Source organism: Vibrio sp. D404a (genome assembly GCF_030248535.1).
In the GTDB taxonomy this organism is placed as follows: domain Bacteria; phylum Pseudomonadota; class Gammaproteobacteria; order Enterobacterales; family Vibrionaceae; genus Vibrio.
Genome location: NZ_JAHGAJ010000017.1, coordinates 173,845 through 197,284, shown reverse-complemented (window position 1 = coordinate 197,284; position 23,440 = coordinate 173,845). Strand labels below are relative to the sequence as shown.

The following is a 23,440-nucleotide window of genomic DNA, read 5'->3' as shown; positions in this document are numbered from 1 at the left end:
ACTTGTTGATTAATAGCTCATCAATCATTTTGTGAGCTGATGCAAACTATGTGAGGAAATTAGAAAATGCTCTGTTTTGGCTTCTGATTCGTAAAACCTATGTCTCTCACAAAGAAGGTTGAAGAGCTATGAGTTTGAAAAAATGGTTAGACGGGGTGTCACCTCGCTTTGAAGCGGGTGGCAAATACGAGAGGTTTTATCCACTTTACGAAGCAGCAGCGACAATATTCTACACCCCTGGGCATGTGAATAAGGGGTTAACCCACGTTCGAGATAGTATTGATCTCAAGCGCATTATGATCATGGTGTGGTTGGCAACATTTCCCGCGATGTTTTGGGGGATGTACAACGTCGGTCATCAAGCAGTCATGGGGCTAACGGCGACCTATTCTGGAGCCGAGCTGGCGTCCATCATAGACAGCAGTTGGCGGCTAGCGTGGGCCTTTGGCAGTGCCGAGGGGCTAATCTCCAGTGGCTGGGGCAGTCAGATGTGGCTCGGCGCGCTCTATTTCTTACCTGTCTACGCTACGGTGTTTGTTGTCGGGGGCTTCTGGGAGGTGTTGTTTGCTATAGTGCGTAAGCATGAAGTAAACGAGGGCTTTTTTGTTAGCTCAGTGTTGTTCGCTTTGATCCTGCCACCGACCATCCCATTGTGGCAGGCCGCACTCGGCATCACCTTTGGTATCGTGGTCGCTAAAGAGATTTTTGGTGGCACAGGGCGTAACTTCCTCAACCCAGCTCTTGCGGGGCGCGCGTTCCTCTATTTTGCTTACCCTGCCAATATGTCTGGTGGTCTCGTATGGGTGGCTGCCGATGGCTATTCTGGCGCGACTCCTTTGAGCCAATGGTATGAAGGGGGAAGCAGTGCCTTGGTCAACAACATGACAGGCGCACCGATCTCTTGGATGGATGCCTTCATCGGTAATATACCGGGCTCAATGGGTGAGGTGTCATCCATGCTGATCATCTTGAGCGGCTTGGCGCTGATTGCGATGAAGATAGCTTCTTGGCGGATCGTAGCCGGGGTTGTTGTTGGTCTGGCAGCGACGTCAACGTTACTCAACTGGATTGGTTCTGATACCAACGCGATGTTCTCGATGCCTTTCTATTGGCACTTTGTTGTCGGTGGCGTGGCCTTTGGTACGTTCTTTATGGCGACCGACCCAGTATCTGCCGCCTTTACTAATAAAGGGAAGTGGGCTTACGGTATTCTGATCGGCGTAATGACGATAGGAATTCGGGTGCTCAATCCGGCCTATCCAGAAGGCATTATGCTCGCAATACTGTTTGCCAATCTGTTTGCGCCGCTGTTTGATTTCATCGTCCGTGAGGGCAACATTAAGCGCAGAAATAGACGCATGGTGCGTTAGAGAGAAAAGCTTAGGCCAAAAAAGAGGACTTACTGACAAGTCCTCTTTTCAATTGGATTGTTGTGCAATGGATAGGTAATCACCATCTTAGGTCAACGCTGAGTGGCATATCGCTGCCACACTGCTCACCACACATTTCGTCGTAAGCGCTGTTATGAATCAGGGTCGCTGACGTGATTGATTGGTCGTTGAAGTGATCACGCACTTGGTTAAGGCTCATAAACTTTTTCGGATGGTGGTCACTGTCCATCACCAGTCGACGGTTATGGTCTGTGACTTGATAAGCAAGGTAGATGCCGCCTTCAAAAGATTCAATCAGTAGGTTCATAACACACTCCGATGTTTCGTTAAGAGGAAATCTTTGTCTGTTACGTTGAAATTTTGAGCAAAGTTCAGAGCGGGCACAAAAAAAGCAGACCGGAGTCTGCTTTCTTAATCGTTAGATAATGTCGCTTATGCGATTATCGCATGGTAACGAATTCTTCCGAACCAGTAGGGTGGATAGCCACAACAGAGTCGAAGTCTGCTTTGGTTGCGCCCATCTTCATTGCTACGCCGAAGCCTTGGATCATCTCGTCAACAGTGAAACCGATGCCGTGTAGGCCAACAACCGTTTCTTCTTCGCCAGCACATACTAGCTTCATCTTACAAGGTTGACGGTGTTTGGTTACTGCTGTGTACATTGCAGTGAAGCCAGACGTGTAAACCTTGATGTTGTCTTTGCCGTATTTCTCTTCTGCTTCTTGAGTCGTTAGACCAATGGTGCCGATTGGTGGGTGGCTGAATACAACAGTAGGAACAAGATCGTAGTCCATCTTCGCGTTGGTTTTACCGTTGAATAGGCGCTCAGAAAGCTGACGACCCGCTTTAACCGCAACTGGCGTTAGCTCGATACCGCCTTCCATGATGTCACCCACACAGTAGATGCCAGGAACGTTAGTTGTTTGGTACTCGTCTACTTTGATGTAGCCGCGATCGTTCGTCTCTACGCCTGTTGATGCTAGGTTGATTGCATCCGTCGCAGGGTGACGACCGATAGCCCAGATTAGGGTATCAACGTTTTGGCTTTCACCGTTTTCTAGGTGCAGAGTTAGGCTGCCATCTGCTTCTTTAACCACTTCTTTTGGTACAGAGTGAGTGTGCAGCGTTGGACCTTCCGCATCCATTACTTCAACCAAGGTCTCGATGATCATTGGGTCGAAGCTACGTAGTGGAGACTCTTTACGGCAGAATAGGTGTGTTTCTGTGCCTAGTGCATGCAGAACGCCTGCGATTTCAACCGCGATGTAGCCTGCACCGATAACTGCAACGCGCTTTGGTTGCTCAGCTAGATCGAAGAAGCCGTTTGAATCAATGCCGTACTCAGCGCCTGGAATGTTTGGAATAGTTGGACGACCACCCACTGCGATCAGGATGTGATCCGCTGTGTAGTGTTCACCGTTTACTTCAACCGTTTTCTCGTCAACAAACTTAGCAAAGCCTTTAATCACGTTAACTTTGTTATTGCCTAGAACACGGTCGTAAGATTGGTGGATACGACCAATATAAGCTTGGCGGCTCTCAACCAGTTTGCTCCAATCGAAGCCTTTTACATCCACATCGAAGCCGTAGTCTTCTGCGTACAGGTTCATCGCTTCTGCAACTTGAGCACCGTGCCACATTACCTTTTTAGGAACACAGCCAACGTTTACACATGTGCCGCCTAGGTCTTGTGCTTCGATAAGTGCAACCTTTGCGCCGTACATTGCTGCACGGTTTGCTGATGCGATACCGCCAGAACCACCGCCGATACAGATATAATCAAAATGAGTCGCCATTACTTTCTCCAAGAGCTTATTAATTTTGTTGATAACAATTACATTGGGGTGCGTCTGAGTGAACTCAACGCTATCAACATGAATTGTTACCTATCCTATGCTGCTATCATAAATCGAGTCTAGCAATTTACTAAATGGGAAAAAGTGACATTGCTTATGACAAATAGCGATGAGACAGCAACAAAGCGGAATAAGCCATCACTCCGCTTTGTCGATCCAGAAGGAAAGTTTAGCCACAGCAGTTGTTTGAACCGCAACCTGTCTGGGCTTGTATATCTTTACCGTCGGCTAGGTAGGTGTTGGTGAGGTAGAAATCGCTGAACAGTTTGACGAAATCTTCTGATACGGTTTTCTCAACTAGCCCTGACTCTAGGATGTTCTTTTGCCACGCCTGCATCTTCGGTAGACCACATAGGAAGTCATAACCAGAGTGCGCTTTAACAATGTCTGCTCGGTGCAGCAGAGGCAGCCACGCCATATCAACATTGCTTAGTTCATCAGATTTGAAGAATTTGGTATCACCTGATAACTGATCTTCTGCTTTTTGGAATGCCTTGATCAGCTTCTCTGCACGCTCTTCGAAGGTTTGCTTATCTTTACTGCCCATAGTGCCGCATTGAGGTAGGTAGTGCTTTGAACCTAGGTAGCTCCAAGCTCGGTCTAGGGCGCGTTGTTCGTTAGTCACGCCTTGCTCAAGTGGACCAAATTCATCCTCGATGTACTCAATGATCGCATCTGACTCAAACAGTGCTGTGCCTGATTCAGTCACCATCACTGGCACTTGTCCGTTTGGCGAAATATCGAGGAACCATTGTGGCTTGTCTTTGAGGCTGATGTACTCAATCTCGTATGGGATCTGTTTTGCTTCTAGCGCTGCAGTGACACGTTGGACAAATGGGCAAATTTTGAAGCTGATAACTTTAATCATCGGGTCTTTCTCACTCTAAGAATTAATTTACTTACACCCATAAGACGAAGGTCATTGAGAAAAGACGAAGCTGAGACGAAAAAAGTTATCTTTTAATAAAGAAAAAGTGCAGCGAGAGGTTCGCTGCACTTTTATGTTTTTGATTCTATTTGAATAAATTAGAGATGATTTATTCAGGGACAATCCAGTCGACTTTCCAGTGGCCGGTTGCTGGCGCAATCGCGTCTTTTAGGAACGGCAGAATCTCTTTCATCTGGCTTTCCAGTTTCCAAGGCGGGTTAATCACGATCATGCCCGAAGCTGTCATGCCGCGTTCATTGGTGTCTGGTGATACGCCGAGTTCGATTTGCAGGATCTTGCGAATGCCTAAGCCTTCTAGTCCTTCGATCATATCTTCGATATCGCAGCGGTTAACCACTGGGTACCAAATCGCGTAGATCCCAGTTGCCCAGCGTTTGTGGCTTTGGAAAATTGCGTTCACCACATCGCGGTACTCTTTCGCCAGCTCGTAAGGTGGGTCGATTAGAACCAGACCACGACGCTCTTTCGGTGGCAGGCTGCCTTTGAGTCGCTTGAAACCATCTTCTTTATAGATAGACACCTGACGATCACGGTGGAACTCTTGCTCAAGCAGAGGGTGATCGGCTGGGTGCAGCTCGGTCAGTACCATACGGTCTTGTTCACGCAGGTGAGCACGCGCAACTCGTGGTGAGCCTGGGTAGTAGCGCAGCTTATCGCCGTTGTTCAGCGTTGAGATCGACTCAAGGTAGCTCTGAATGTCTTCAGGGATATCTTTTTTGTCCCATACACGAGCAATACCTTGCTTGTACTCACCGGTCTTTTCCGACCATTCGTGAGTTAAGTCGTAACGACCAACACCAGAGTGGGTATCGTGATAGACAAAAGGTTTGTCCTTCTGCTTCAGTGAATTAAGAATAAGGCTTTGTACAATATGCTTAACCACATCGGCATGGTTACCCGCGTGGAAGCTGTGGCGATAACTTAACAAATTAAACTCTCGTAACACTCTCGCTATAGAGTGTGGTTGGTGTCGGTGGGTATTCTCTCTCCATTATATACCGCACTCGCCAAGAAATTCTTCCATAAATGAGCGTGTCGTCATCTAGGAGATAGGTTAGTTATTGGTTCTACTATTGAAATTTGCGCTTATGGACACTATTTAATAACTATTCGCATGTAATTATGAGTCGATTGAACTCAATACTGTAAGACGACCTGATTACAATAAGACACAAGTCTCCAAGCCAAAGGAATGTTTATATGTCTAACCCGCTATTAACCTTCACGGACCTACCACCGTTTTCACAGATCACCCCTGCGCACGTTAAGCCAGCGGTAGAGCAAGTGATTGAAGAGTGTCGCAATAAGATAGAACAAGTACTTGAAGGTAATACCTCACCAAGCTGGGATAACCTAGTGGCACCTATTGAAGAGGTGGACGACCGCCTTAGCCGCATTTGGTCACCAGTGAGCCATATGAACTCAGTGGTGAACAGCGATGAACTGCGTGAAGCTTACGAGAGCTGCCTGCCGTTGCTTTCTGAGTACGGCACTTGGGTTGGTCAACATAAAGGCTTGTTTGAGGCATACAAAGCGATCAAAGCGAGTGATGAATTTGCATCACTGAGCCAAGCTCAGAAGAAAACCATTACCGATGCGCTGCGCGATTTCGAACTGTCGGGCATTGGTTTGCCTGCTGATGAGCAGCATCGTTACGGTGAGATCAGTAAGCGCATGTCTGAGCTGGGTTCGCAGTTCTCAAACAACGTACTTGATGCGACCATGGGTTGGAGCAAGCAGATCACTGACGTGGCAGAGCTAGCGGGTATGCCTGAGTCTGCACTAGCCGCCGCGCAAGCCGCCGCAGAAGCCAAAGAGCAAGAGGGTTACCTGCTGACGCTAGACATCCCATCTTACCTTCCAGTGATGACCTACTGTGACAACCAAGCGCTACGCCAAGAGTTGTACGAAGCGTACGTGACACGTGCATCGGATCGCGGTCCAAACGCAGGCAAGTGGGACAACAGTGAGATCATTACGGAACAGCTTAAGCTGCGTCACGAAATCGCACGCATGCTTGGGTTTGGTACCTACAGTGAGAAGTCTCTGGCAACCAAAATGGCTGAGACGCCAGATCAGGTACTAGGCTTCTTGAACGACCTAGCCGTGAAAGCTAAGCCTCAAGGTGAGCGCGAAGTGGAAGAACTGCGTCAATTCGCAGAGAAGGAGTTTGGTGTCTCTGAATTGGAGCTGTGGGACATCGCTTACTACAGCGAGAAACAGAAACAGCACCTATTTGAGATTTCGGATGAAGATCTGCGCCCTTACTTCCCAGAGTCAAAAGCGGTATCTGGTCTATTTGAAGTACTAAGCCGTGTGTTTGGCATGACAGTTAAAGAGCGTGAAGGCGTCGATACTTGGCATGAATCGGTACGCTTCTTTGATATCTTTGATGCCAATGAAACCCTACGTGGCAGCTTCTACCTAGATTTATACGCACGTGAACACAAGCGCGGTGGTGCATGGATGGATGACTGTCGTGGTCGTCGTATTACTGCAGCAGGTGAGCTGCAAACGCCGGTTGCGTATCTAACATGTAACTTCAACAAGCCTGTGGGCGATAAGCCTGCACTGTTCACCCACGATGAAGTCGTGACTCTGTTCCACGAGTTTGGTCACGGTATTCACCATATGCTGACTCAAGTGGAAGCGGGCGCGGTTTCGGGTATCAACGGCGTGCCTTGGGATGCGGTTGAGCTACCAAGCCAGTTCCTAGAAAATTGGTGCTGGGAAGAAGAGGCGTTGGCGTTCATCTCTGGTCACTATGAAACCGGTGAAGCACTACCAAAAGAGATGCTAGAGAAGATGCTCGCAGCGAAGAACTTCCAGTCGGCGATGTTCATTCTGCGCCAGCTTGAGTTCGGTCTATTCGATTTCACGCTGCATACTACGTATGACCCAGAAGTAGGTGCACGTGTGCTAGAAACGCTGGCGGATGTTAAGTCGAAAGTCGCGGTACTGCCAAGTCTAGAGTGGAACCGTTTTTCACACAGCTTCGGTCACATCTTTGCGGGTGGCTATAGCGCGGGTTACTACAGCTACCTATGGGCTGAAGTGTTGTCTGCGGATGCGTTCTCTGCGTTCGAAGAGGAAGGTATCTTCAATACTGATACTGGTAAACGCTTCCTGAACAACATCCTAGAGATGGGTGGCAGCGAAGAACCTATGGAGCTATTCAAACGCTTCCGTGGTCGCGAGCCTCAAATCGATGCCATGCTACGTCATGCGGGCATCAGCGCGTAAACCTGGCTTAGCCAAAATCGAAAAAGAGCCTCATCGTGAGGCTCTTTTTGTATCAATTTATCGACTTGCTATGGGTTCACATTGCGATTGATCGGGTTTTGCAGCGAGATCAGCGTCTCGGTTGATTGCACTTCATCGATCGCCTGCAGCTTATCAATCAACACATATTGCAGCTCTTCAATCGATTTACACATCAGCTTTACAAAGATGTTGTAAGCGCCTGTGGTGTAATAGGCTTCCACTACTTCATCGAGTGCATTGAGCTTGGCAATAGCGGAGTGATAGTCTTTGGCCGCATTTAGGTTGATTCCGATAAAACAGCACACGTCGTAGCCAAGCTTCTTGGTGTTAACCACCACCTCTGTACCCTCGATCACCTCCGCCGACTTCATTTTTTCAATGCGCACATGGATGGTGGCAGGGCTGACATCGAACTGTTTCGCCATCTCTGCATAAGGTGTGCGAGCGTCTTCCATCAGTGTTTTTAGAATAGCGCGATCTAAATCATCAAGACGAGCGGTTGAAGTCGACATGCAAACCTCTGTAATTCGAGTGAAAGTGGGATAGCTAGAGTACACATCATAGCCAAGGGTGATAATATTAGCAGCAAGTATGATGTTAGGGTGAGCTTAGTGCGATTTTCGTTGTTTTTTATTCTTCTTGGTTGGAGCCTGTTGGCTTCGGCTCAACCAAAAGATGTGTTGGTTGTTCACTCTTACCATCAAGGTTTCTTCTGGACTGATAACTTTCAAAAAGGCCTCGCGACTGAACTAAAGCGTGATGGCATCTCCTATCGCGTCGTCTACCTCGACAGCAAGCGCGCGCAGAGCGAAGAGTATCTGGAAAAACTCTACCAACTCTATCGAACCAAACTCGCGAACGAAGAGTTTGCGGCGGTGGTGGTCAGCGATAATAATGCGCTTAACCTGATGCGCAGGCTTGCCCCTGAGCTTAAAGATACCTTGGTGGTGTTTGGTGGCATCAATAACTATTCGCCAGCAATGATCGAAGGGCTGAATGCCACCGGGATCACCGAAGACATTGATCTAAGTAGTAACGTCGCCTTAATCCAACGCTTACAGCCTATGGCCGAGAAGATCTATATCGTTTCTGATTACTCGGTGACGGGCGAGGCCATTCGTGCTCAGGTTGACCTTCACCTGCAGAAGCACCCAGAGCATGCGGCCATCATTGAACAGTTTCAGCCCAAATCTTACCGTGAGTTGATGGACTTTTCTCAGCAAGCCGATATGGGGAAGAGTTTGCTTTTCTGGGCTTACTATCGAGATGAGAACGGCAACATCAGTAGTGATGAAGACTGGCGCACGCTGAATAAGCTGACACGCATGCCGATCTACATGGTGCACGATCTCGGCTTGGGTTTTGGCGCGATTGGTGGTGTGATTCAGAGTGGCTTGAGCCAAGGGCGCGAAACAGGGCGTACCTTGCGTCGCGTGTTGGCAAACCCACATCAGACATTGCCTCCAGTTCTTGAGGGTGCAGCAGAAATCAAACTCGACTATCAACAGTTGACACGCTGGGATCTGGGTGGCAAGAGTGAAACCTCAGCGACCTTTTTCAACAAGCCTCAACCCTTCTTTGAGCGCTACCAAGATGAGATTCGCACGCTAAGCCTGCTGTTTTTAGCGATGGGCTGTGTGATCATCACCTTAGTCTACTATCTGAATCGCCTCAAAAAGAGCGAACGCGACAGCCGTAAGAGCCAATTGTTGTTGGAATCGATATTCGATCAGAGCCTGCAGTTTATGGGCATCATCGACCGCGATGGGGTACTGCTCTCTAGTAACAGCAAGTTGCATGAGCTGCTCTACAACCAAGGTTACCAAGTAGGCACGCCTATCTATCAGCATAAGCACTGGGAAGACTCGGCGAGTGAGACGCTTAATAAGTACTTTATGAACCCTGAGTCTCAGACATCACTGCGTTTTGAAGCGGAAGTATGGTGTCGCGAACGAGGTGTGATTGTCCTAGATATCTCTCTTAAGCCAATGCCGGACAGTGAGTCTAATGATTGTCAGTTCTTGTTTGAGGCCCGTGACGTGACCTCGAGAAAGCTGGCAGAGAACAAGTTGTTCCAACGTGAAGCGAACCTTAAGCTCTACTACGATAAGCAACCGGTGATGATGATTACGTTGGATGAAAACAACCGTATTCAGCAGGTGAACCAATTTGCTGAGGAGCTATTGGGCTATCCGTTGGGTGAGTTGTTAGGGCATCGACCGCGTGAGTTTTACGTCGACCGAAATGCCATGATTCCTCGCCAAATCTTGCTGCAGCCGCAACATAAATCCCGTGGAGTATGGCGTCGTGATATCCAGTATCGTCACGCTGATGGCAGTAAAATTTGGATTCGAGAGAATATCCGTCCATTGGTCGACTCTAACCAACTGTTGATAGTGGGTGAGGACATCACCGAGACTCATGAACTGGCAGAGCAGTTGGAATATCAAGCTCGTTACGATTTACTGACACACACTTTCAACCGCAACCACTTTGAGCAAGAGCTGCAAAAAGCGCTCAAAGAGGTGGAAAGTCATATGCGTACCCATGCGATGCTGTTCCTTGACTTAGACCAGCTAAAGGTCCTTAACGATACCGCAGGCCATGAAGCTGGGGATGCGGCGATCTTATTCAGCGCTGGCCTGCTTGAGAACGTGCTGCCTTACAATGCGGTACTCGCGCGAATGGGCGGTGATGAGTTTGCGGTTCTACTGAAGGACTGTACTGAACGCGACGCAATCAATGTGTGTCGCAGCATCATTGCGATGATGGGTGATAATGCCTTCTTGTGGGATGAGATTCGCCTCAACCTGACTTGTTCGATCGGTATTCGCTTGATCGATCATACTGCTGCTTCCCCACAGATGGTGCACGCTCAAGCGGATGCGGCGTGTCATGCGGCGAAAGAAGAGGGGCGCAATCGCTATAACCTTTATCATCAAGATGATGAAGACCTGCGTCGTCGTCACTTAGAGATGGAGTGTGTCAACTTAGTGCATGAGGCATTGGCTCATGATCGCCTTGAACTGTTTGCACAGCGCATTCTTGGGCTCGAAAAAGAGAGCGATAAGATGCACTTTGAGATACTGGTGCGGATTAAGAACAATCAAGGCGAGTACATCTCTCCGGGGATCTTCATGCCAGCCTCTGAGCGCTACAATATCGCCCATTTGATTGACCGTCAGGTGGTCAGCCAAACCCTTACTTGGTTGGAAGGGAATCAGGGCGTCATCGACGAGTTAGGCATGTGTTCGATTAACCTCTCTGGTCACTCGATGGGTAACCGTGAGTTTGTCGAGTTCTTGATTGAGAGCCTGGATAGCTCGTCGGTACCGTGTGACAAGATCTGCCTTGAGATCACTGAAACCGCAGCCATGAGTAACATGAAGCAGGCGATTAAGTTCTTTACTCGCTTGAAAGAGCTCGGCTGTATGATCGCGTTGGATGACTTTGGTTCAGGCTTATCTTCATTTGGTTATCTGAAGAAACTGCCCGTGGATATCGTTAAAATCGATGGTCTGTTTGTGCGTGATATTGATGTCAACGAGATGGACCACGTGATGGTGCGCTCAATCAATGATCTGGCCAAGCAGATGGGTAAATACACGGTGGCTGAGTTTGTGGAGAACACCCAAATCATTGATAAGCTTATCGAGCTTGGGGTCAACTACGCACAAGGCTACATCATAGGTCGCCCTAAACCGTTACCTGAGCTGGTGGAAGAGCTACGACAAGAGCGTGTGCTTTAATTAGCGAGCGTGTTGACTAAAAACAGAAAGTCATCTCAAAGTTACGTATTTATGAGGCAATCAGGTAAACTGGTTGCCTTATTTTTTTATCATCGAGTCCTCTGGAGACAACCTTGCAACTACAACTGATTTGCGAAGACGCGAACCAAATCGACCACCTCAATGAGTTGGCTTCACGCTGGCACCTATCTCATGATGAGAACAGTGTGTTTTCCCTAGTGTTGACCAGTGAAAGGCTTGAGCTGCGTAAAGTTGATGAGCCAAAGCTTGGCGCTATCTTTGTGGATTTGGTAGGCGGAGCCGTTGGACACCGACGTAAATTTGGTGGTGGTAAGGGGCAAGCGATCGCGAAGGCTGCTGGTCTGAACAAAGGCGCGACGCCAACCATACTCGATGGTACGGCAGGCTTAGGGCGTGATGCATTTGTGTTGGCATCATTGGGCTGCAAGGTTCAGATGGTTGAGCGACATCCTGTGGTTGCTGCTCTGCTCGATGATGGCCTGCAGCGCGCGCAGCAAGACCCTGATATCGGTGGTTGGGTGAGTGAGCGCATGAGTTTGATTCATGCCTCGAGTCATGATGCGCTTGATAAGCTGAGTGCTGATCCAGAGTTTGCTCAACCCGATGTGGTCTATCTTGACCCTATGTACCCACACCCTGAGAACAAGAAGAAATCGGCACTGGTTAAGAAAGAGATGCGAGTGTTCCAATCTTTGGTGGGCGCAGATCTTGATGCAGACGGTCTTTTAGAGCCTGCAATGAAGCTGGCGGCAAAGCGTGTTGTGGTCAAAAGACCCGATTATGCGGCTTGGTTAGATGAACAAAAGCCAAGTATGGCGATTGAGACCAAAAAGAACCGTTTTGATGTGTATGTAAAAGCATCAATGACTTAGCAAGACGCTTAAAAAACGTTCCGTCATAAATACGCTAAAACTGCATTTTTTGCTTGCGGTAGCCGTGTTAGAGATGTATATCTAACTAAGAATTATTATTATTCTTAGCTGGAGTTGTAGCATGGCTAAACGCTTTTGTAAGTTAAATCGTCGAGACATTAGTGAGCACCTAGGGGAAATTCACCGTTTAGTGAGTGAGCCTAAGTTTGTGTGTCGCTCGTGTGCTCGTTCTTCTGCTGATAAAGCGAATCTGTGTAAGCCTGCAGCGATTCCACCGGCCAGTTGTCAAAGCAAGCCAGACAGTGAAAAAGCGGCGTGTGGTCTGTTGGCTGAAACAATCACCGCAGCACCAGCTAATGCACTTAGCCAAGAGCTTGCAGCCAAAAAGCTGTCTTCTAAAGAGCTATCTTCTAAAGAGCTAGCTTCCAAAGAGCAATCACGCACAGCGGCGGCCAAGAACAAATCGCAGCTTGTGGTTCAAAAAGTGCGAGCCCTGAAGAGTGTCGATAAGCCGGCATCATCACCGGCTGAGCTTCTTGATAAAAGCGAGCTGAAGCGCGCGAAGAAAGTGGCGAAAAAGCAGAAGAAGTACAACAAAAAGCTGGCTAAGATGATCAAAAAGCAGCAGAAGTTGTACAAAAAGAGTCAAAAGCTACAAAGCCAATTAGAGAGTATCAACCTCAAGGTGGATAACACCGTGCTTGCCGCGAAGACCGCTGTAAAAGTGAGCCATATTCACTAAATCGAATTGAATAAAAAGAGCGACCATGAGGTCGCTCTTTTTGTTTTCGGGCGAAACCACCGATGACAGTCGGTGGTTATCATTGAATAGCATCAGCCATTAAGCCATTAAGCCATTAAGCGGTTAAGCATTGCTGGCACTGAGTGCGACTTTCTTCTTAACCCACGTCTCATTGACCCACAGTGACAACAAAATAATCGTACCACCCAGCGCCAAGCGTGTGAGGTCGACATCGCGGTTCCAGATCAGAATATTTACCACTAACCCAGCCGGAACCAGCGCGTTGTTCATCACGGCAAGCGCTCCTGCGTTGACCAAGCTCGCGCCTTTGTTCCAGAAGAAGTAGCCCAAACCTGATGCCACTAAACCTAGGTAGATCAAGATTCCCCACTGCACAGACGTCGTTGGCAGTTTATCGGTATTACCAAGCAGCAAGAAGGCTACGGATGCGACACAGAAAGCGCCAAGATAGAAATAACCAAACACGGTATGTTGAGGTAGCTCGACAGACTCCTGCTCCATAATCGTTTTGTAGCCGATCTGACCAATTGCAAAACAGAGGTTCGCCCCTTGTACCACCAAGAAGCCCGTGAGGAAGTTTTCGTTGACGCCTGCAAATTTGATCACAGCAGCACCGGCCACGGCGATCACAGCCGTTACTAAGTACCAAGGGGAAAAACGTCCTTTCAAGAGGTCGTAAATCAAAGTTACGTAAATTGGGGTGAAGACAGTAAACAGCAACACTTCAGGGACAGACAGCAGCAAGAACGATTCATAGTAGAAGCAGTACATCAGTCCGAGCTGAATACCACCGACCGTCATTAGCTTCGCGATCAGTTTTTTTGAAATGCCTCGGAATTTTAAGAAAGGAAGGAACACCAATCCGGCCAGCGCGACACGAATCCAGACAGAAAACCATGAATCAACTTGACCGGCGAGGTAAACACCGATCAAGCTAAATGAAAAGGCCCAAAGAAGGGTAACACCGACTAAATAACGCATAACAATATCAAGTTGTGGAAGTATTCAGCTATGTTACCCAAGTGTAACGAATTAGTCTTCTGGATCCCTCAATGGAATGACCAGCATATCTACCGGTGTTGCGTTGATCAGTTGGCGAGTAGAAGAGAGCAGCTTGCTCCAGAAGTCCTGATGGTGACCGCACACCACAAGGTCGACATTAAACTCTTTGATGGTATCGCACAGCTCATGGCTCAAATCACCACTACCAACTAAGGTGTGAGTGATAGGGTATTGGGCATGCTCGGCAAAGTTGCTCAGCTGGATACGCGACGCTTCCATAGCGTTGTGCTGTGTCTCTGCCATGTTGATATCAATCAACCCGGTATAGAGCTCAGCATAGTTAATGTCGATGTGAATAAAAGAGACCTTAGCATCGAGCGGCTTCGCGAGTGCGACTGCTTTGTCTACGATCAGTTTACTGTCGTCAGATAAATCGACGGCGACCAAAATATGTTTGTAACTCATACCGCTATCTCCCTATTCGTTGTCTAGTTAAAGATTAGCACTAAGGCAGGCGTTTTTTTGCTGAAGTGATCTCATATCCACTCTCTTGCGTAAAACCTCATCGAAATAATGGTTAACTAATAGCCTGCGAGATAATGATAAAATAGTGATATAGTAGAGAAAATGAAGGCGTAACTAGGAGACTTTAATGCTGTCTACAACAATGGTTGAACAACTGAATGAGCAAATTAATCTAGAATTTTTCTCATCCAATCTATACTTACAAATGAGTGCTTGGTGTGAAGACAAAGGATTTGACGGAGCAGCAGAGTTTTTACGCGCTCATGCAGTGGAAGAAATGGAACATATGCAGCGTCTATTCACTTACGTAAGTGAGACAGGTGCTATGCCGATCCTAGGTGCCATTGAAGCACCTAAGCATGAGTTCGATAGCCTAGGTGCTGTTTTCCGCGAGACTTATGAACATGAGCAGATGATCACAGAGAAGATCAACAAACTGGCTCACGTTGCTTTCAGTACACAAGATTACTCTACCTTTAACTTCCTACAGTGGTACGTCGCTGAGCAACATGAGGAAGAGAAGCTGTTCAAAGGTATTCTGGATAAGCTAGAGCTTGTTGGCGAAGATGGTAAAGCATTGTTCTTTATCGACAAAGATCTAGCGCAATTGGCAAAAGATGGTTCATCTTCAATTATGGATGCTCCAGCAGCGTAAGCTGTAAGAAAAAGCTCTGATCGTCTTTTTCTTTTGAGCGCCTCACGAAGATGTAGGGAGGAAAGGATGATCAGTGGCGACACTATTCTATTTGCATTGATGGTTGTGACTTGTGTGAACTGGGCGCGTTACATTACGGCGCTAAGAACACTGATTTACATTATGCGAGAAGCACACCCACTTTTGTATCAACAAGTCGATGGCGGCGGTTTCTTCACAACGCACGGCAATGTAACCAAGCAGGTAAGACTGTTCAGTTACATCAAGAGTAAAGAGTATCACCATCATCACGACCCAGTATTCACTGGCAAGTGCGATAGAGTAAGAGAGCTGTTCATTTTATCTGTCTCTCTGCTTGGCGTGACCCTTTTGGCGGCATTCTTTGTCTAACCGACAATGAGTCATTCAAAACAAGCTGATCTCTTTTCAAGAGCGGTTGTGCACGCCTATTGAGTGCAACGCGAGCAATTGCAAAGTTAAAATTTGACGCTAAAATAGCGAGCAACGAGTAAGGATGTGCTGTTAACGCACATCCTTTTTTATTGGTTACGTCACAGGTACAGGAAGTGCTGAGTGATGATTAGGTAAGTAAAGCAGAACACCATGAGTGAAAAATTTGATGTCATCGTAATTGGCGCAGGCGCCGCTGGCTTAATGTGTGCCGCTGAAGCGGGTAAGCGTGGCCGACGTGTGCTGGTGGTTGATCATGCCAAGAAGCCAGGTCGAAAAATTCTGATCTCTGGTGGTGGCCGTTGTAACTTCACCAACTATGATGTGTCTGCCAATAACTTTCTATGTAGCAATCGCCACTTTGTGAAATCTGCGCTCTCTCAGTACACCAACTGGGATTTCATCTCTATGGTCAGCAAGTATGGCATTGAGTTTGAAGAGCGAGATCATGGCCAACTGTTCTGTGTGAATGACCACACCGCAAAAGACATCGTTAATATGCTTCTCGCAGAGTGTGATGATGCCGGTGTTCAGCAACGCTACCGTTGTGACGTTCACTCGATTGAAAAGACTGAGACAGGCTTCCAACTGCACCTTAATACTGATGTGGTTGAATGTGAGTCGCTAGTTGTAGCGACAGGTGGTTTGTCGATGCCTAAACTGGGCGCAACGCCGTTTGGCTATAAGATTGCGGAGCAGTTTGGTTTAGCTGTGATGCCAACGTCTGCTGGTCTGGTGCCATTTACGCTGCATAAAGAAGATAAAGAGGACTTCGCCGAACTGTCTGGTATTGCGATCCCTGCAGAGATCACCGCTCAAGATGGTACGCTATTTAAAGAAGCACTGCTTTTCACGCACCGTGGTCTATCTGGCCCTTCCGTTCTGCAAATTTCCTCTTTCTGGAAAGCAGGTCAAGCGGTATCAGTTAACTTGGTGCCTGACGCGGATGTGGCTGAGCTTTTAGAGCGCTCACGTGAGAAGCACCCAAATCAGAGCCTAAAGAACACGCTTGCTAAGGTATTACCAAAGCGTCTGGTGGAGGCGTTGATTGAGCGTAAAGAGCTGCAAGACAAGCCGTTAAAGCAATTCAATGAGAAGCAGTTAGCGGCGGTGACTGAGCATCTAGAAAACTGGAAGATCGCACCGAATGGCACCGAAGGCTATCGCACTGCTGAGGTGACACTAGGCGGTGTCGACACCGATCACCTGTCATCAAAAACCATGGAGTGTAAAACAGTCTCGGGCTTGTACTTTGTTGGTGAAGTGATGGATGTGACCGGCTGGCTAGGTGGCTACAACTTCCAATGGTGCTGGAGCTCTGGCTTCGCAGCTGGCCAGTGGGTGTAGCGGTTTAATCGCGAACTCAAACGCACCTCTGCATGATAAATTAACAAGATGAGTAAGACCTACTGAAAGGTTTACTCATCTTGCTGGCTTCCTCGCTCTCTTCTTCTTTTTCTCAAACGATAGATTTCAGTTATCGAATAACCTACGCAACTCACTATTTAATAATAAGTATTTCAATTTCTGGTGAGAGTTAATGTGAGACATTTGACTTAGAACAGATGATTTATTATTTAATATGGCGATAATGGCGTATATAATTTATTGAGTAGACAAACGGACGTAATAGGTATTGCTGAATGCAAATTAAGAAAATGGATGCACCGCTAGATATGCAAATAGGTGCTAGATTTGATACGAAAAAACATGGTTATGTTACCGTTATAGAATACTACAATACTCATACTGTTATCGTTGCGTTTGAAAATACAGGTAATATTCGTGCTATTACAGCGGCGAAACTGCGCAGTGGTCAATTATCTGATCGCTCTGTCCCACCTCAATCTACACTAGTCGGTGAAACAGTCCAATCTCCTAAACACGGCACTCTAACGATTACCTCGGTAGAGTCCGGTAATATTGTTGTTATGGCAAATAGGGAAGGAGAAGAGGTTCGTATGCTTTTGCCTGCGGTGCAAAAAATGCGAGACCGAGAGGAAGAGGTTATATCAGATAAAGAATCGCCAAAAATGCCGACTTCTTTAAGTGCATTAACTAAGCGAAATAAAAAGACCAAAGACGTTAACAGCCTTCTTAAAAAGATGCTTACTGATTACGGTAAATAACTCTCGTCCAATATTGAACATCTATCATATACCCAGATCACACTTTATATTCCAGCACAGTTTATCACTCAAACTTATATAATTTATTCACCTCACACTTAAGTAGTATCGACACTGGTATCGACGATAAAATCGTCTTTTTCTTTCTTTTTACGAGATCTGCATCACAAGGTCATTTTGGTTTTGTGATGGTGATCTATTCTGTTTTTGGGGCTTTTAGATACTATTCTTATCAACAAATAAACGGAGACAATATAGTTTCCTGATTAAAACCCTACAGAGATTTATATTATGAAAAAGATTATGGTTGTGTGCGGAAATGGTCTTGGTACTTCTTTAATGATGGAAATGGCAGTTAAAGAAGTTGCGGGTAAAATTGGTCTAGAAGCGGAAGTTGACCACGAAGATTTATCTTCAGCAGCATCAAGCTCAGCGGATATTTGGGTCGCAGCGACCGACGTTGCAAATCAATTATCAGAAGCGGGTAAAACAAACATTGTAAGCCTAGCAAATATCTTTGATAAGGCGTCAATTGAAGAGCAACTAAAAGCTTTCATGTAAGGAAGTAAATAATGGCTAATTTCTTTGAGTTCATGCTTGGCTTATTAAAAGAGCCAGCAATCATGGTCGGATTAATTGCTTTTATTGGCTTAGTTGCACAAAAGGCAGATGTATCAACCATATTAAAAGGCACCATTAAAACTGTTATGGGTTTCCTAATTTTAGGTTTTGGTGCTGGCGCTCTTGTTGGCGCACTAAATAACTTTTCAGTGGTATTTACCGAAGCTTTCGGCGTAAGTGGTGTTATTCCAAATAACGAAGCAATTGTTGCATTAGCGCAAGAAGCCTTCGGTTATGAAATGGCACTGATTATGTTCTTCGCTTTCGTTGTGAATATTCTACTGGCTCGTTTTACTCCGCTTAAGTTTATTTTCTTAACCGGTCACCACACCATGTTCATGTCGATGCTAGTGGCTGTAATCCTGTCTACGGGCGGCATTCAAGGCACACTTTTGGTGGCGATGGGCTCTGTGATTGTGGGCTCTCTGATGGTGATCATGCCTGCACTTGCTCAGAAATACACTGAGAAAGTAATGGGTACCGATCAGCTAGCGATGGGTCACTTTTCTACCTTCTCTTACCTAGTATCTGGTTACATCGGTAGCAAGTTTGGTGATACATCGAAGTCGACGGAAGATATCAACGTGCCTAAGAGCCTGATGTTCCTTCGCGATACACCGGTAGCAGTGGCAACAACCATGGCGATCTTCTTCATGTTCGCATCTATCTTTGCAGGCCCAACCTTTGTTGAGTCGGTATCGGGTGGCCAGAACTGGATTGTATTTACCTTCATGCAATCGCTTGTGTTTGCTGGTGGTGTATACATCGTACTGCAAGGTGTGAAGATGTTGATTGCCGAGATTGTTCCTGCATTCAAAGGCATCTCTGACAAATTGGTTCCAGGTGCTCGTCCAGCGCTAGACTGTCCGATGGTATTCCCTGTTGCTCCTAACGCGGTATTGATTGGCTTCTTGTCTTCATTCGCAGCAGGTCTGATTGCAATGGGCATCCAAGGCATGTTCGATTGGACAATCATTGTAGCGGGTGTGGTTCCTCACTTCTTCGTAGGTGGTGCTGCAGGTGTTTACGGTAACGCGACGGGTGGTCTACGCGGTGCGGTGCTGGGTGCCTTTACTCAAGGTCTGTGTATCTCATTCCTACCGATGTTACTGCTGCCAGTGCTAGGTGGTATGGGTCTTGAAGCAACAACATTTGCTGACTTTGACTTCGGTGTTGTTGGTCTTATTCTAGGTTGGATTGTGTCATGAGCATTTTGAAACTAACGGGCGATAACATTGTTATCTCAACAGAAGAAAACTTAACGGTTGATGCTGCGCTAGAGATCACTTGCTCTAAGCTGATTGAGAGCGGCAAGGTAGAGCAATCTTACCTAGAAGCGATTCAACAGAAACACAAAGACATTGGCGCATACTATGTGCTGGCACCAAAGATTGCGATGCCACATGCTCGCCCTGAAGACGGTGTTAACGAGGCTTGTCTGCAAGTAACGGTATTCAAAAAGGGTGTGGATTTAGAGTCGGAAGATAATGGCGAGGTGTACTTCTCTATTACTCTGGCGGCGATGGATTCAGACAGCCATATTCAGACTATTATGGCGCTCTCTGAGCTGTTCCAAAATGATGATGATATTGATGCCATCATCGCAGCGAACACCAATAAAGAGATTGCAGATATCTTGGCGAAATACTGATTATTCGCTCCTGCCCCCACAATTATAAAGGCCCTCACGATGAGGGCCTTTTCTTTGTCAGTTATATCTACTTCGCGTTTTTTAGCGACTTTTGTCTACTTTAAGGCGATTTACCCTTGGTAGATTATTTGCCTTTTGACAGCTTGAGCTGTTGAATCACCAAACCAGTAATGATCAGCACCAAACCAAACAGTGTTGATGGGTGAATCTCTTCACCGATGATGGTCGCGAGTAGCATCAACGAGATGAACGGCGATGCAAAAATCAGGTTGCTGATACGTGCGGTGTTATTGGTCGACTTCAACGCGGATAGCCACAATACGAAGGTAATGCCCATCTCAAACAGACCAACATAAGTCACCGCCATCCAGCCCTTAGTGGTGATCTGAGTAAAGCTTTCACCCTCATAGATTGTTAGACCAATTGCAAACGGCAGTGCGACCAAAAATCCAAGCAACACGCCTACCACAGGGTCGGCTTTGTTCTTGGTGTTCAGAATCCAGTAACCCGCCCAAAGTAGCGTCGATAGTAGCGCTAACCCAACCCCTAGAGGACTATCGAACTGCATGCCAAGAATATCACCCTTGGTGGCGATCACGACCACGCCAATGTAACTGAAGGTACACGCCACCCAGTCTTGCTTGCGGATTTTCTGCCCTAAGAATACCGCAGCCATCAGAGTTAAGGTGATCGCCCAGCTGTAGTTGATCGCCTGCGCTTGAGAGGCGGGCAACAAGTCATAAGCCTTGAATAAAATGAGATAATAAGCGAGGGGGTTAATCAGGCCGAGCAGCAAGTAATACCAAGGGTTGGCAAAGAAGGTGGTCGACAGTTGTGACAGTTTGCCTTGGAAGTAACAGATGATAATCAGCGCAATAGAAGAGACCACGCTGGCAATGGTCAGCATCTGAATTGGGGAAAATTCAGCTAAGGTTAGCTTAAAGGCCGTGGCTACTGTTGACCAGAGTAGGACCGCGGAGAGGCCAAAGCCGAGGGCGCGACGTTCGTTCATAAAGGCTCATCAAGTTGAATAGGACAGAATACGGACGCCTAGTCTATCTGTCGAAATTTAATACGGCAAACTGGACATTTATCCAGTATCAAAATACCATTTAATGAGTTATTTCCAATTAGGCTAAGTCACTACCATGCAATGGATTATCGAGCATCAAACCACCCTTATCGCCGCCGCCTCTACAGCGGTTATCAGCGGTAGCCTTGTCGGTTGGTGGATCAAACAGAAACTCTCTTTTCAGCAGCAGCTTTTGGAGCAGCAGTTGGAATCTGACCGTCAGTTGCATGAATCACAAACGTCGCAATTGAAAGCCTCCCTTGCTGAAGCCCAGCAAGAGCTTGATGAACTCGATGATGAGCGCGACAAAGCTGCATTTGAGCTCAAGCAAGCCCACGGCAAGGTGATGGCGGCGATGGAAAAGCTGCGCTATTTCGAGGCGGTTAAACAAGAGCGTCAGCAATATTTCGATGAGATAAACACGCTCAAAGATCAGAAATCGGAGCTTGAAGCCGAACTGCGTGAGCAAGAAGCGCGTCATGATCAAGAGAACCTCGCCAATCACGAGAAGCTGCAATTGCTAGAACAAGCAGAGACGCGCCTAAAGCAGCAATTTGAGCACCTCGCGAACCAGTTGTTTGAAGCGAAAACCGCCAAGGTCGATCAGCAAAACAGACAGAGTCTTGAAGGGCTGCTTTCACCACTCAAAGAGCAGCTTGAAGGTTTTAAGAGGCAGGTTAACGACAGCTTTAGCCAAGAAGCAAAAGAGCGCCATACCCTAGTTCATGAGCTGAAAAACCTACAGCGCTTGAATGAAAGCATGACTCGTGAAGCGGTGAACCTAACCCAAGCCCTCAAGGGTGATAACAAGCAGCAAGGTAACTGGGGTGAAGTGGTACTGGCGCGCGTATTGGCCGAGTCTGGTCTGCGTGAAGGACACGAATACCAAACTCAGGTTAACTTGCAGAATGAAGCCGGCAAGCGTTATCAACCGGATGTGATTGTTCACTTACCTCAAGACAAACAAGTGGTGGTCGATTCGAAAATGGCCTTGGTGGCTTATGAGCGTTACTTCAATGCAGAAACTGATGCTGAGCGTGATGTGGCACTGCGTGACCACCTAGTGTCACTGCGCGCACATATTAAAGGCTTGAGCCAGAAGGATTACCATCAACTGAAAGGCATTCAGAGCCTCGACTATGTATTGATGTTTATTCCCGTTGAGCCTGCATTCCAAGTAGCGATTCAGGCCGATCCAAGCCTTGTTAAAGATGCGATGGAGCAGAACATTATTTTGGTGAGCCCAACCACTCTGCTCGTGGCGCTGCGTACCATTGATAACCTGTGGCGTAATGAGCGTCAGAACCAAAACGCGCAAATCATCGCTGAACGTGCAAGTAAATTGTACGATAAGCTGCGCTTGTTCGTAGATGATATGGAAGGCCTTGGTGGAGCGTTAGATAAAGCCAACCAGAACTACCAAGGGGCGATGAATAAGTTGGCAACTGGCCGTGGCAACGTGATTCGTCAAGCAGAGAGCTTCAAGCAGTTAGGGGTAGAAGTGAAAAAGCCGATCGCGGTGAGCTTGACAGAGCTCGCGCAAAACGACGCTTTTTCAGAAAATGCCTCGTTAGTAGAAAGACAACCTGCTGAGGATAAAGTAAACTAATCGACCGCAGCGCGCCCAAAGGCTTATTGCGCTGCCGTTGAGGACTTACCAGGGTAGAGAACAGCATGACGGACACCAGTGTGCAAACAAATACAGCAGTAGAATCAGAAACCACACACTTTGGTTTTGAAACAGTCGCAAAAGACGAGAAAGTTGCGAAAGTTGCAGAGGTTTTTCACTCTGTAGCCGCTAAATACGACATTATGAATGACCTGATGTCGGGTGGTGTTCACCGTCTATGGAAGCGCTTCACTATTGATTGCAGTGGCGTTCGCCCTGGTCAACGCATTCTTGACCTTGGTGGCGGTACTGGCGACCTAACCGCAAAATTCTCGCGCATTGTCGGTGAAAACGGTCATGTCGTATTAGCGGATATCAACAATTCAATGCTGAATGTTGGCCGCGACAAGCTGCGTGATAGCGGTATCGTAGGTAACGTTCATTATGTTCAAGCGAACGCAGAAGAACTGCCATTCCCAGACAACTACTTCGATTGCATCACCATCAGCTTCTGTCTACGTAATGTAACCGATAAGGATAAAGCACTGCGCTCAATGTTCCGCGTATTGAAGCCGGGCGGTCGTCTGTTGGTATTGGAGTTTTCTAAGCCAGTACTTGAGCCACTTTCAAAAGTGTACGACGCCTACTCATTCCACCTATTGCCAAAAATGGGTGAAATCATCGCGAATGATGCAGACAGCTACCGTTACCTTGCGGAATCTATTCGTATGCACCCAGACCAAGAGACTCTGGAAGGTATGATGCAAGAAGCCGGTTTCGAAAACACTAAGTACTACAATCTGACTGGCGGGATTGTGGCGCTGCACCGTGGATACAAGTTCTAAGCTTGTTATCACGCTC

At 47.2% G+C, this 23,440-nt stretch carries 21 protein-coding genes and 1 pseudogene; 14 read left to right on the top strand and 8 right to left on the bottom strand.

Features of this window, described 5'->3' with window-relative positions; translation table 11 throughout:
* Positions 1-128 precede the first annotated feature (128 nt).
* Complete coding sequence (locus tag KI655_RS11145) at positions 129-1,370, top strand: NADH:ubiquinone reductase (Na(+)-transporting) subunit B (protein ID WP_285404852.1); 1,242 nt, start codon at positions 129-131, stop codon at positions 1,368-1,370.
* 79 nt (positions 1,371-1,449) lie between these two features.
* Here KI655_RS11145 and KI655_RS11140 read toward each other — a convergent pair.
* The 4 genes and pseudogenes from KI655_RS11140 to KI655_RS11125 all read right to left on the bottom strand — a co-directional run.
* Positions 1,450-1,707: pseudogene (locus KI655_RS11140) on the bottom strand (DUF6482 family protein); the annotation flags it as partial.
* Positions 1,708-1,831: 124 nt separating this feature from the next.
* Positions 1,832-3,187, bottom strand: a complete 1,356-nt coding sequence (gene gorA, locus KI655_RS11135; protein ID WP_261903385.1) for a glutathione-disulfide reductase — start codon at positions 3,185-3,187, stop codon at positions 1,832-1,834.
* A 229-nt stretch (positions 3,188-3,416) separates the two neighbouring features.
* Positions 3,417-4,115 carry a glutathione S-transferase family protein gene (locus KI655_RS11130; RefSeq protein WP_285404850.1) on the bottom strand — a complete coding sequence of 233 codons (699 nt, stop codon included), beginning with the start codon at positions 4,113-4,115 and terminating at the stop codon, positions 3,417-3,419.
* A gap of 169 nt (positions 4,116-4,284) precedes the next feature.
* Positions 4,285-5,124 carry a 23S rRNA (adenine(2030)-N(6))-methyltransferase RlmJ gene (locus KI655_RS11125; RefSeq protein WP_285404848.1) on the bottom strand — a complete coding sequence of 280 codons (840 nt, stop codon included), beginning with the start codon at positions 5,122-5,124 and terminating at the stop codon, positions 4,285-4,287.
* A gap of 272 nt (positions 5,125-5,396) precedes the next feature.
* Between KI655_RS11125 and prlC the strand changes: the two genes are divergently transcribed.
* Positions 5,397-7,439, top strand: coding sequence for an oligopeptidase A (gene prlC, locus KI655_RS11120; RefSeq protein ID WP_285404846.1), 2,043 nt, complete (start codon positions 5,397-5,399; stop codon positions 7,437-7,439).
* Between the two features lie 68 nt (positions 7,440-7,507).
* On the opposite strand, the gene asnC is transcribed toward prlC, so the two are convergent.
* Positions 7,508-7,972, bottom strand: coding sequence for a transcriptional regulator AsnC (asnC, locus tag KI655_RS11115; protein ID WP_261903388.1), 465 nt, complete (start codon positions 7,970-7,972; stop codon positions 7,508-7,510).
* A 99-nt stretch (positions 7,973-8,071) separates the two neighbouring features.
* Between asnC and KI655_RS11110 the strand changes: the two genes are divergently transcribed.
* From KI655_RS11110 to KI655_RS11100, 3 genes are all read left to right on the top strand, one after another.
* Positions 8,072-11,209, top strand: coding sequence for an EAL domain-containing protein (locus KI655_RS11110; RefSeq protein ID WP_285404842.1), 3,138 nt, complete (start codon positions 8,072-8,074; stop codon positions 11,207-11,209).
* A gap of 113 nt (positions 11,210-11,322) precedes the next feature.
* The gene (locus KI655_RS11105; protein ID WP_285404840.1) at positions 11,323-12,102 is read left to right on the top strand and encodes a class I SAM-dependent methyltransferase; all 780 of its coding nucleotides are present in this window, start codon (positions 11,323-11,325) and stop codon (positions 12,100-12,102) included.
* A gap of 121 nt (positions 12,103-12,223) precedes the next feature.
* Positions 12,224-12,844, top strand: a complete 621-nt coding sequence (locus KI655_RS11100; protein ID WP_285404838.1) for a hypothetical protein — start codon at positions 12,224-12,226, stop codon at positions 12,842-12,844.
* A gap of 123 nt (positions 12,845-12,967) precedes the next feature.
* On the opposite strand, the gene KI655_RS11095 is transcribed toward KI655_RS11100, so the two are convergent.
* Both KI655_RS11095 and uspA read right to left on the bottom strand, forming a co-directional pair.
* Positions 12,968-13,846 carry a carboxylate/amino acid/amine transporter gene (locus KI655_RS11095; RefSeq protein WP_285404836.1) on the bottom strand — a complete coding sequence of 293 codons (879 nt, stop codon included), beginning with the start codon at positions 13,844-13,846 and terminating at the stop codon, positions 12,968-12,970.
* A 51-nt stretch (positions 13,847-13,897) separates the two neighbouring features.
* Positions 13,898-14,332 carry a universal stress protein UspA gene (uspA, locus tag KI655_RS11090; RefSeq protein ID WP_285404834.1) on the bottom strand — a complete coding sequence of 145 codons (435 nt, stop codon included), beginning with the start codon at positions 14,330-14,332 and terminating at the stop codon, positions 13,898-13,900.
* A 187-nt stretch (positions 14,333-14,519) separates the two neighbouring features.
* Between uspA and ftnA the strand changes: the two genes are divergently transcribed.
* The 7 genes from ftnA (at position 14,520) to KI655_RS11055 (ending at position 19,898) form a co-directional block, all read left to right on the top strand.
* Entirely contained in the window at positions 14,520-15,047 is a 528-nt protein-coding gene (gene ftnA, locus KI655_RS11085) for a non-heme ferritin (protein WP_285404832.1), read from the top strand.
* A 66-nt stretch (positions 15,048-15,113) separates the two neighbouring features.
* Positions 15,114-15,437 carry a universal stress protein UspB gene (gene uspB / locus KI655_RS11080; protein ID WP_285404830.1) on the top strand — a complete coding sequence of 108 codons (324 nt, stop codon included), beginning with the start codon at positions 15,114-15,116 and terminating at the stop codon, positions 15,435-15,437.
* Between the two features lie 213 nt (positions 15,438-15,650).
* Positions 15,651-16,844 (top strand): NAD(P)/FAD-dependent oxidoreductase, encoded by a 1,194-nt coding sequence (locus KI655_RS11075; RefSeq protein ID WP_285404829.1) that lies wholly within the window; start codon positions 15,651-15,653, stop codon positions 16,842-16,844.
* 311 nt (positions 16,845-17,155) lie between these two features.
* Entirely contained in the window at positions 17,156-17,626 is a 471-nt protein-coding gene (locus tag KI655_RS11070) for a hypothetical protein (RefSeq protein ID WP_285404893.1), read from the top strand.
* Positions 17,627-17,917: 291 nt separating this feature from the next.
* Positions 17,918-18,187 carry a PTS sugar transporter subunit IIB gene (locus KI655_RS11065; protein ID WP_285404827.1) on the top strand — a complete coding sequence of 90 codons (270 nt, stop codon included), beginning with the start codon at positions 17,918-17,920 and terminating at the stop codon, positions 18,185-18,187.
* An 11-nt stretch (positions 18,188-18,198) separates the two neighbouring features.
* Positions 18,199-19,455, top strand: a complete 1,257-nt coding sequence (locus KI655_RS11060; protein ID WP_032551054.1) for a PTS ascorbate transporter subunit IIC — start codon at positions 18,199-18,201, stop codon at positions 19,453-19,455.
* Positions 19,452-19,898: a PTS sugar transporter subunit IIA gene (locus KI655_RS11055; RefSeq protein ID WP_285404824.1), complete on the top strand. Its 447-nt coding sequence runs from the start codon at positions 19,452-19,454 to the stop codon at positions 19,896-19,898. Before KI655_RS11060 ends, KI655_RS11055 begins: the two co-directional genes overlap by 4 nt.
* A gap of 124 nt (positions 19,899-20,022) precedes the next feature.
* On the opposite strand, the gene KI655_RS11050 is transcribed toward KI655_RS11055, so the two are convergent.
* Positions 20,023-20,910, bottom strand: coding sequence for a DMT family transporter (locus tag KI655_RS11050; protein WP_285404822.1), 888 nt, complete (start codon positions 20,908-20,910; stop codon positions 20,023-20,025).
* Between the two features lie 136 nt (positions 20,911-21,046).
* Between KI655_RS11050 and rmuC the strand changes: the two genes are divergently transcribed.
* Both rmuC and ubiE read left to right on the top strand, forming a co-directional pair.
* Positions 21,047-22,579, top strand: a complete 1,533-nt coding sequence (gene rmuC / locus KI655_RS11045; RefSeq protein ID WP_285404820.1) for a DNA recombination protein RmuC — start codon at positions 21,047-21,049, stop codon at positions 22,577-22,579.
* A gap of 65 nt (positions 22,580-22,644) precedes the next feature.
* Positions 22,645-23,424 (top strand): bifunctional demethylmenaquinone methyltransferase/2-methoxy-6-polyprenyl-1,4-benzoquinol methylase UbiE, encoded by a 780-nt coding sequence (gene ubiE / locus KI655_RS11040; protein WP_285404819.1) that lies wholly within the window; start codon positions 22,645-22,647, stop codon positions 23,422-23,424.
* Positions 23,425-23,440: the final 16 nt, after the last annotated feature.

Excerpts from the sequence above, each read along its gene's own strand:
- prlC (WP_285404846.1), top strand. The coding sequence starts at position 5,397 with ATGTCTAACCCGCTATTAACCTTCACGGACCTACCACCGTTTTCACAG.
- uspB (WP_285404830.1), top strand. The coding sequence starts at position 15,114 with ATGATCAGTGGCGACACTATTCTATTTGCATTGATGGTTGTGACTTGT.
- KI655_RS11095 (WP_285404836.1), bottom strand. The coding sequence starts at position 13,846 with ATGCGTTATTTAGTCGGTGTTACCCTTCTTTGGGCCTTTTCATTTAGC.
- ftnA (WP_285404832.1), top strand. The coding sequence starts at position 14,520 with ATGCTGTCTACAACAATGGTTGAACAACTGAATGAGCAAATTAATCTA.
- KI655_RS11065 (WP_285404827.1), top strand. The coding sequence starts at position 17,918 with ATGAAAAAGATTATGGTTGTGTGCGGAAATGGTCTTGGTACTTCTTTA.
- KI655_RS11070 (WP_285404893.1), top strand. The coding sequence starts at position 17,156 with ATGGATGCACCGCTAGATATGCAAATAGGTGCTAGATTTGATACGAAA.
- uspA (WP_285404834.1), bottom strand. The coding sequence starts at position 14,332 with ATGAGTTACAAACATATTTTGGTCGCCGTCGATTTATCTGACGACAGT.
- KI655_RS11100 (WP_285404838.1), top strand. The coding sequence starts at position 12,224 with ATGGCTAAACGCTTTTGTAAGTTAAATCGTCGAGACATTAGTGAGCAC.
- KI655_RS11055 (WP_285404824.1), top strand. The coding sequence starts at position 19,452 with ATGAGCATTTTGAAACTAACGGGCGATAACATTGTTATCTCAACAGAA.
- KI655_RS11145 (WP_285404852.1), top strand. The coding sequence starts at position 129 with ATGAGTTTGAAAAAATGGTTAGACGGGGTGTCACCTCGCTTTGAAGCG.
- ubiE (WP_285404819.1), top strand. The coding sequence starts at position 22,645 with ATGACGGACACCAGTGTGCAAACAAATACAGCAGTAGAATCAGAAACC.
- asnC (WP_261903388.1), bottom strand. The coding sequence starts at position 7,972 with ATGTCGACTTCAACCGCTCGTCTTGATGATTTAGATCGCGCTATTCTA.
- gorA (WP_261903385.1), bottom strand. The coding sequence starts at position 3,187 with ATGGCGACTCATTTTGATTATATCTGTATCGGCGGTGGTTCTGGCGGT.
- KI655_RS11060 (WP_032551054.1), top strand. The coding sequence starts at position 18,199 with ATGGCTAATTTCTTTGAGTTCATGCTTGGCTTATTAAAAGAGCCAGCA.
- KI655_RS11075 (WP_285404829.1), top strand. The coding sequence starts at position 15,651 with ATGAGTGAAAAATTTGATGTCATCGTAATTGGCGCAGGCGCCGCTGGC.
- KI655_RS11050 (WP_285404822.1), bottom strand. The coding sequence starts at position 20,910 with ATGAACGAACGTCGCGCCCTCGGCTTTGGCCTCTCCGCGGTCCTACTC.
- rmuC (WP_285404820.1), top strand. The coding sequence starts at position 21,047 with ATGCAATGGATTATCGAGCATCAAACCACCCTTATCGCCGCCGCCTCT.
- KI655_RS11130 (WP_285404850.1), bottom strand. The coding sequence starts at position 4,115 with ATGATTAAAGTTATCAGCTTCAAAATTTGCCCATTTGTCCAACGTGTC.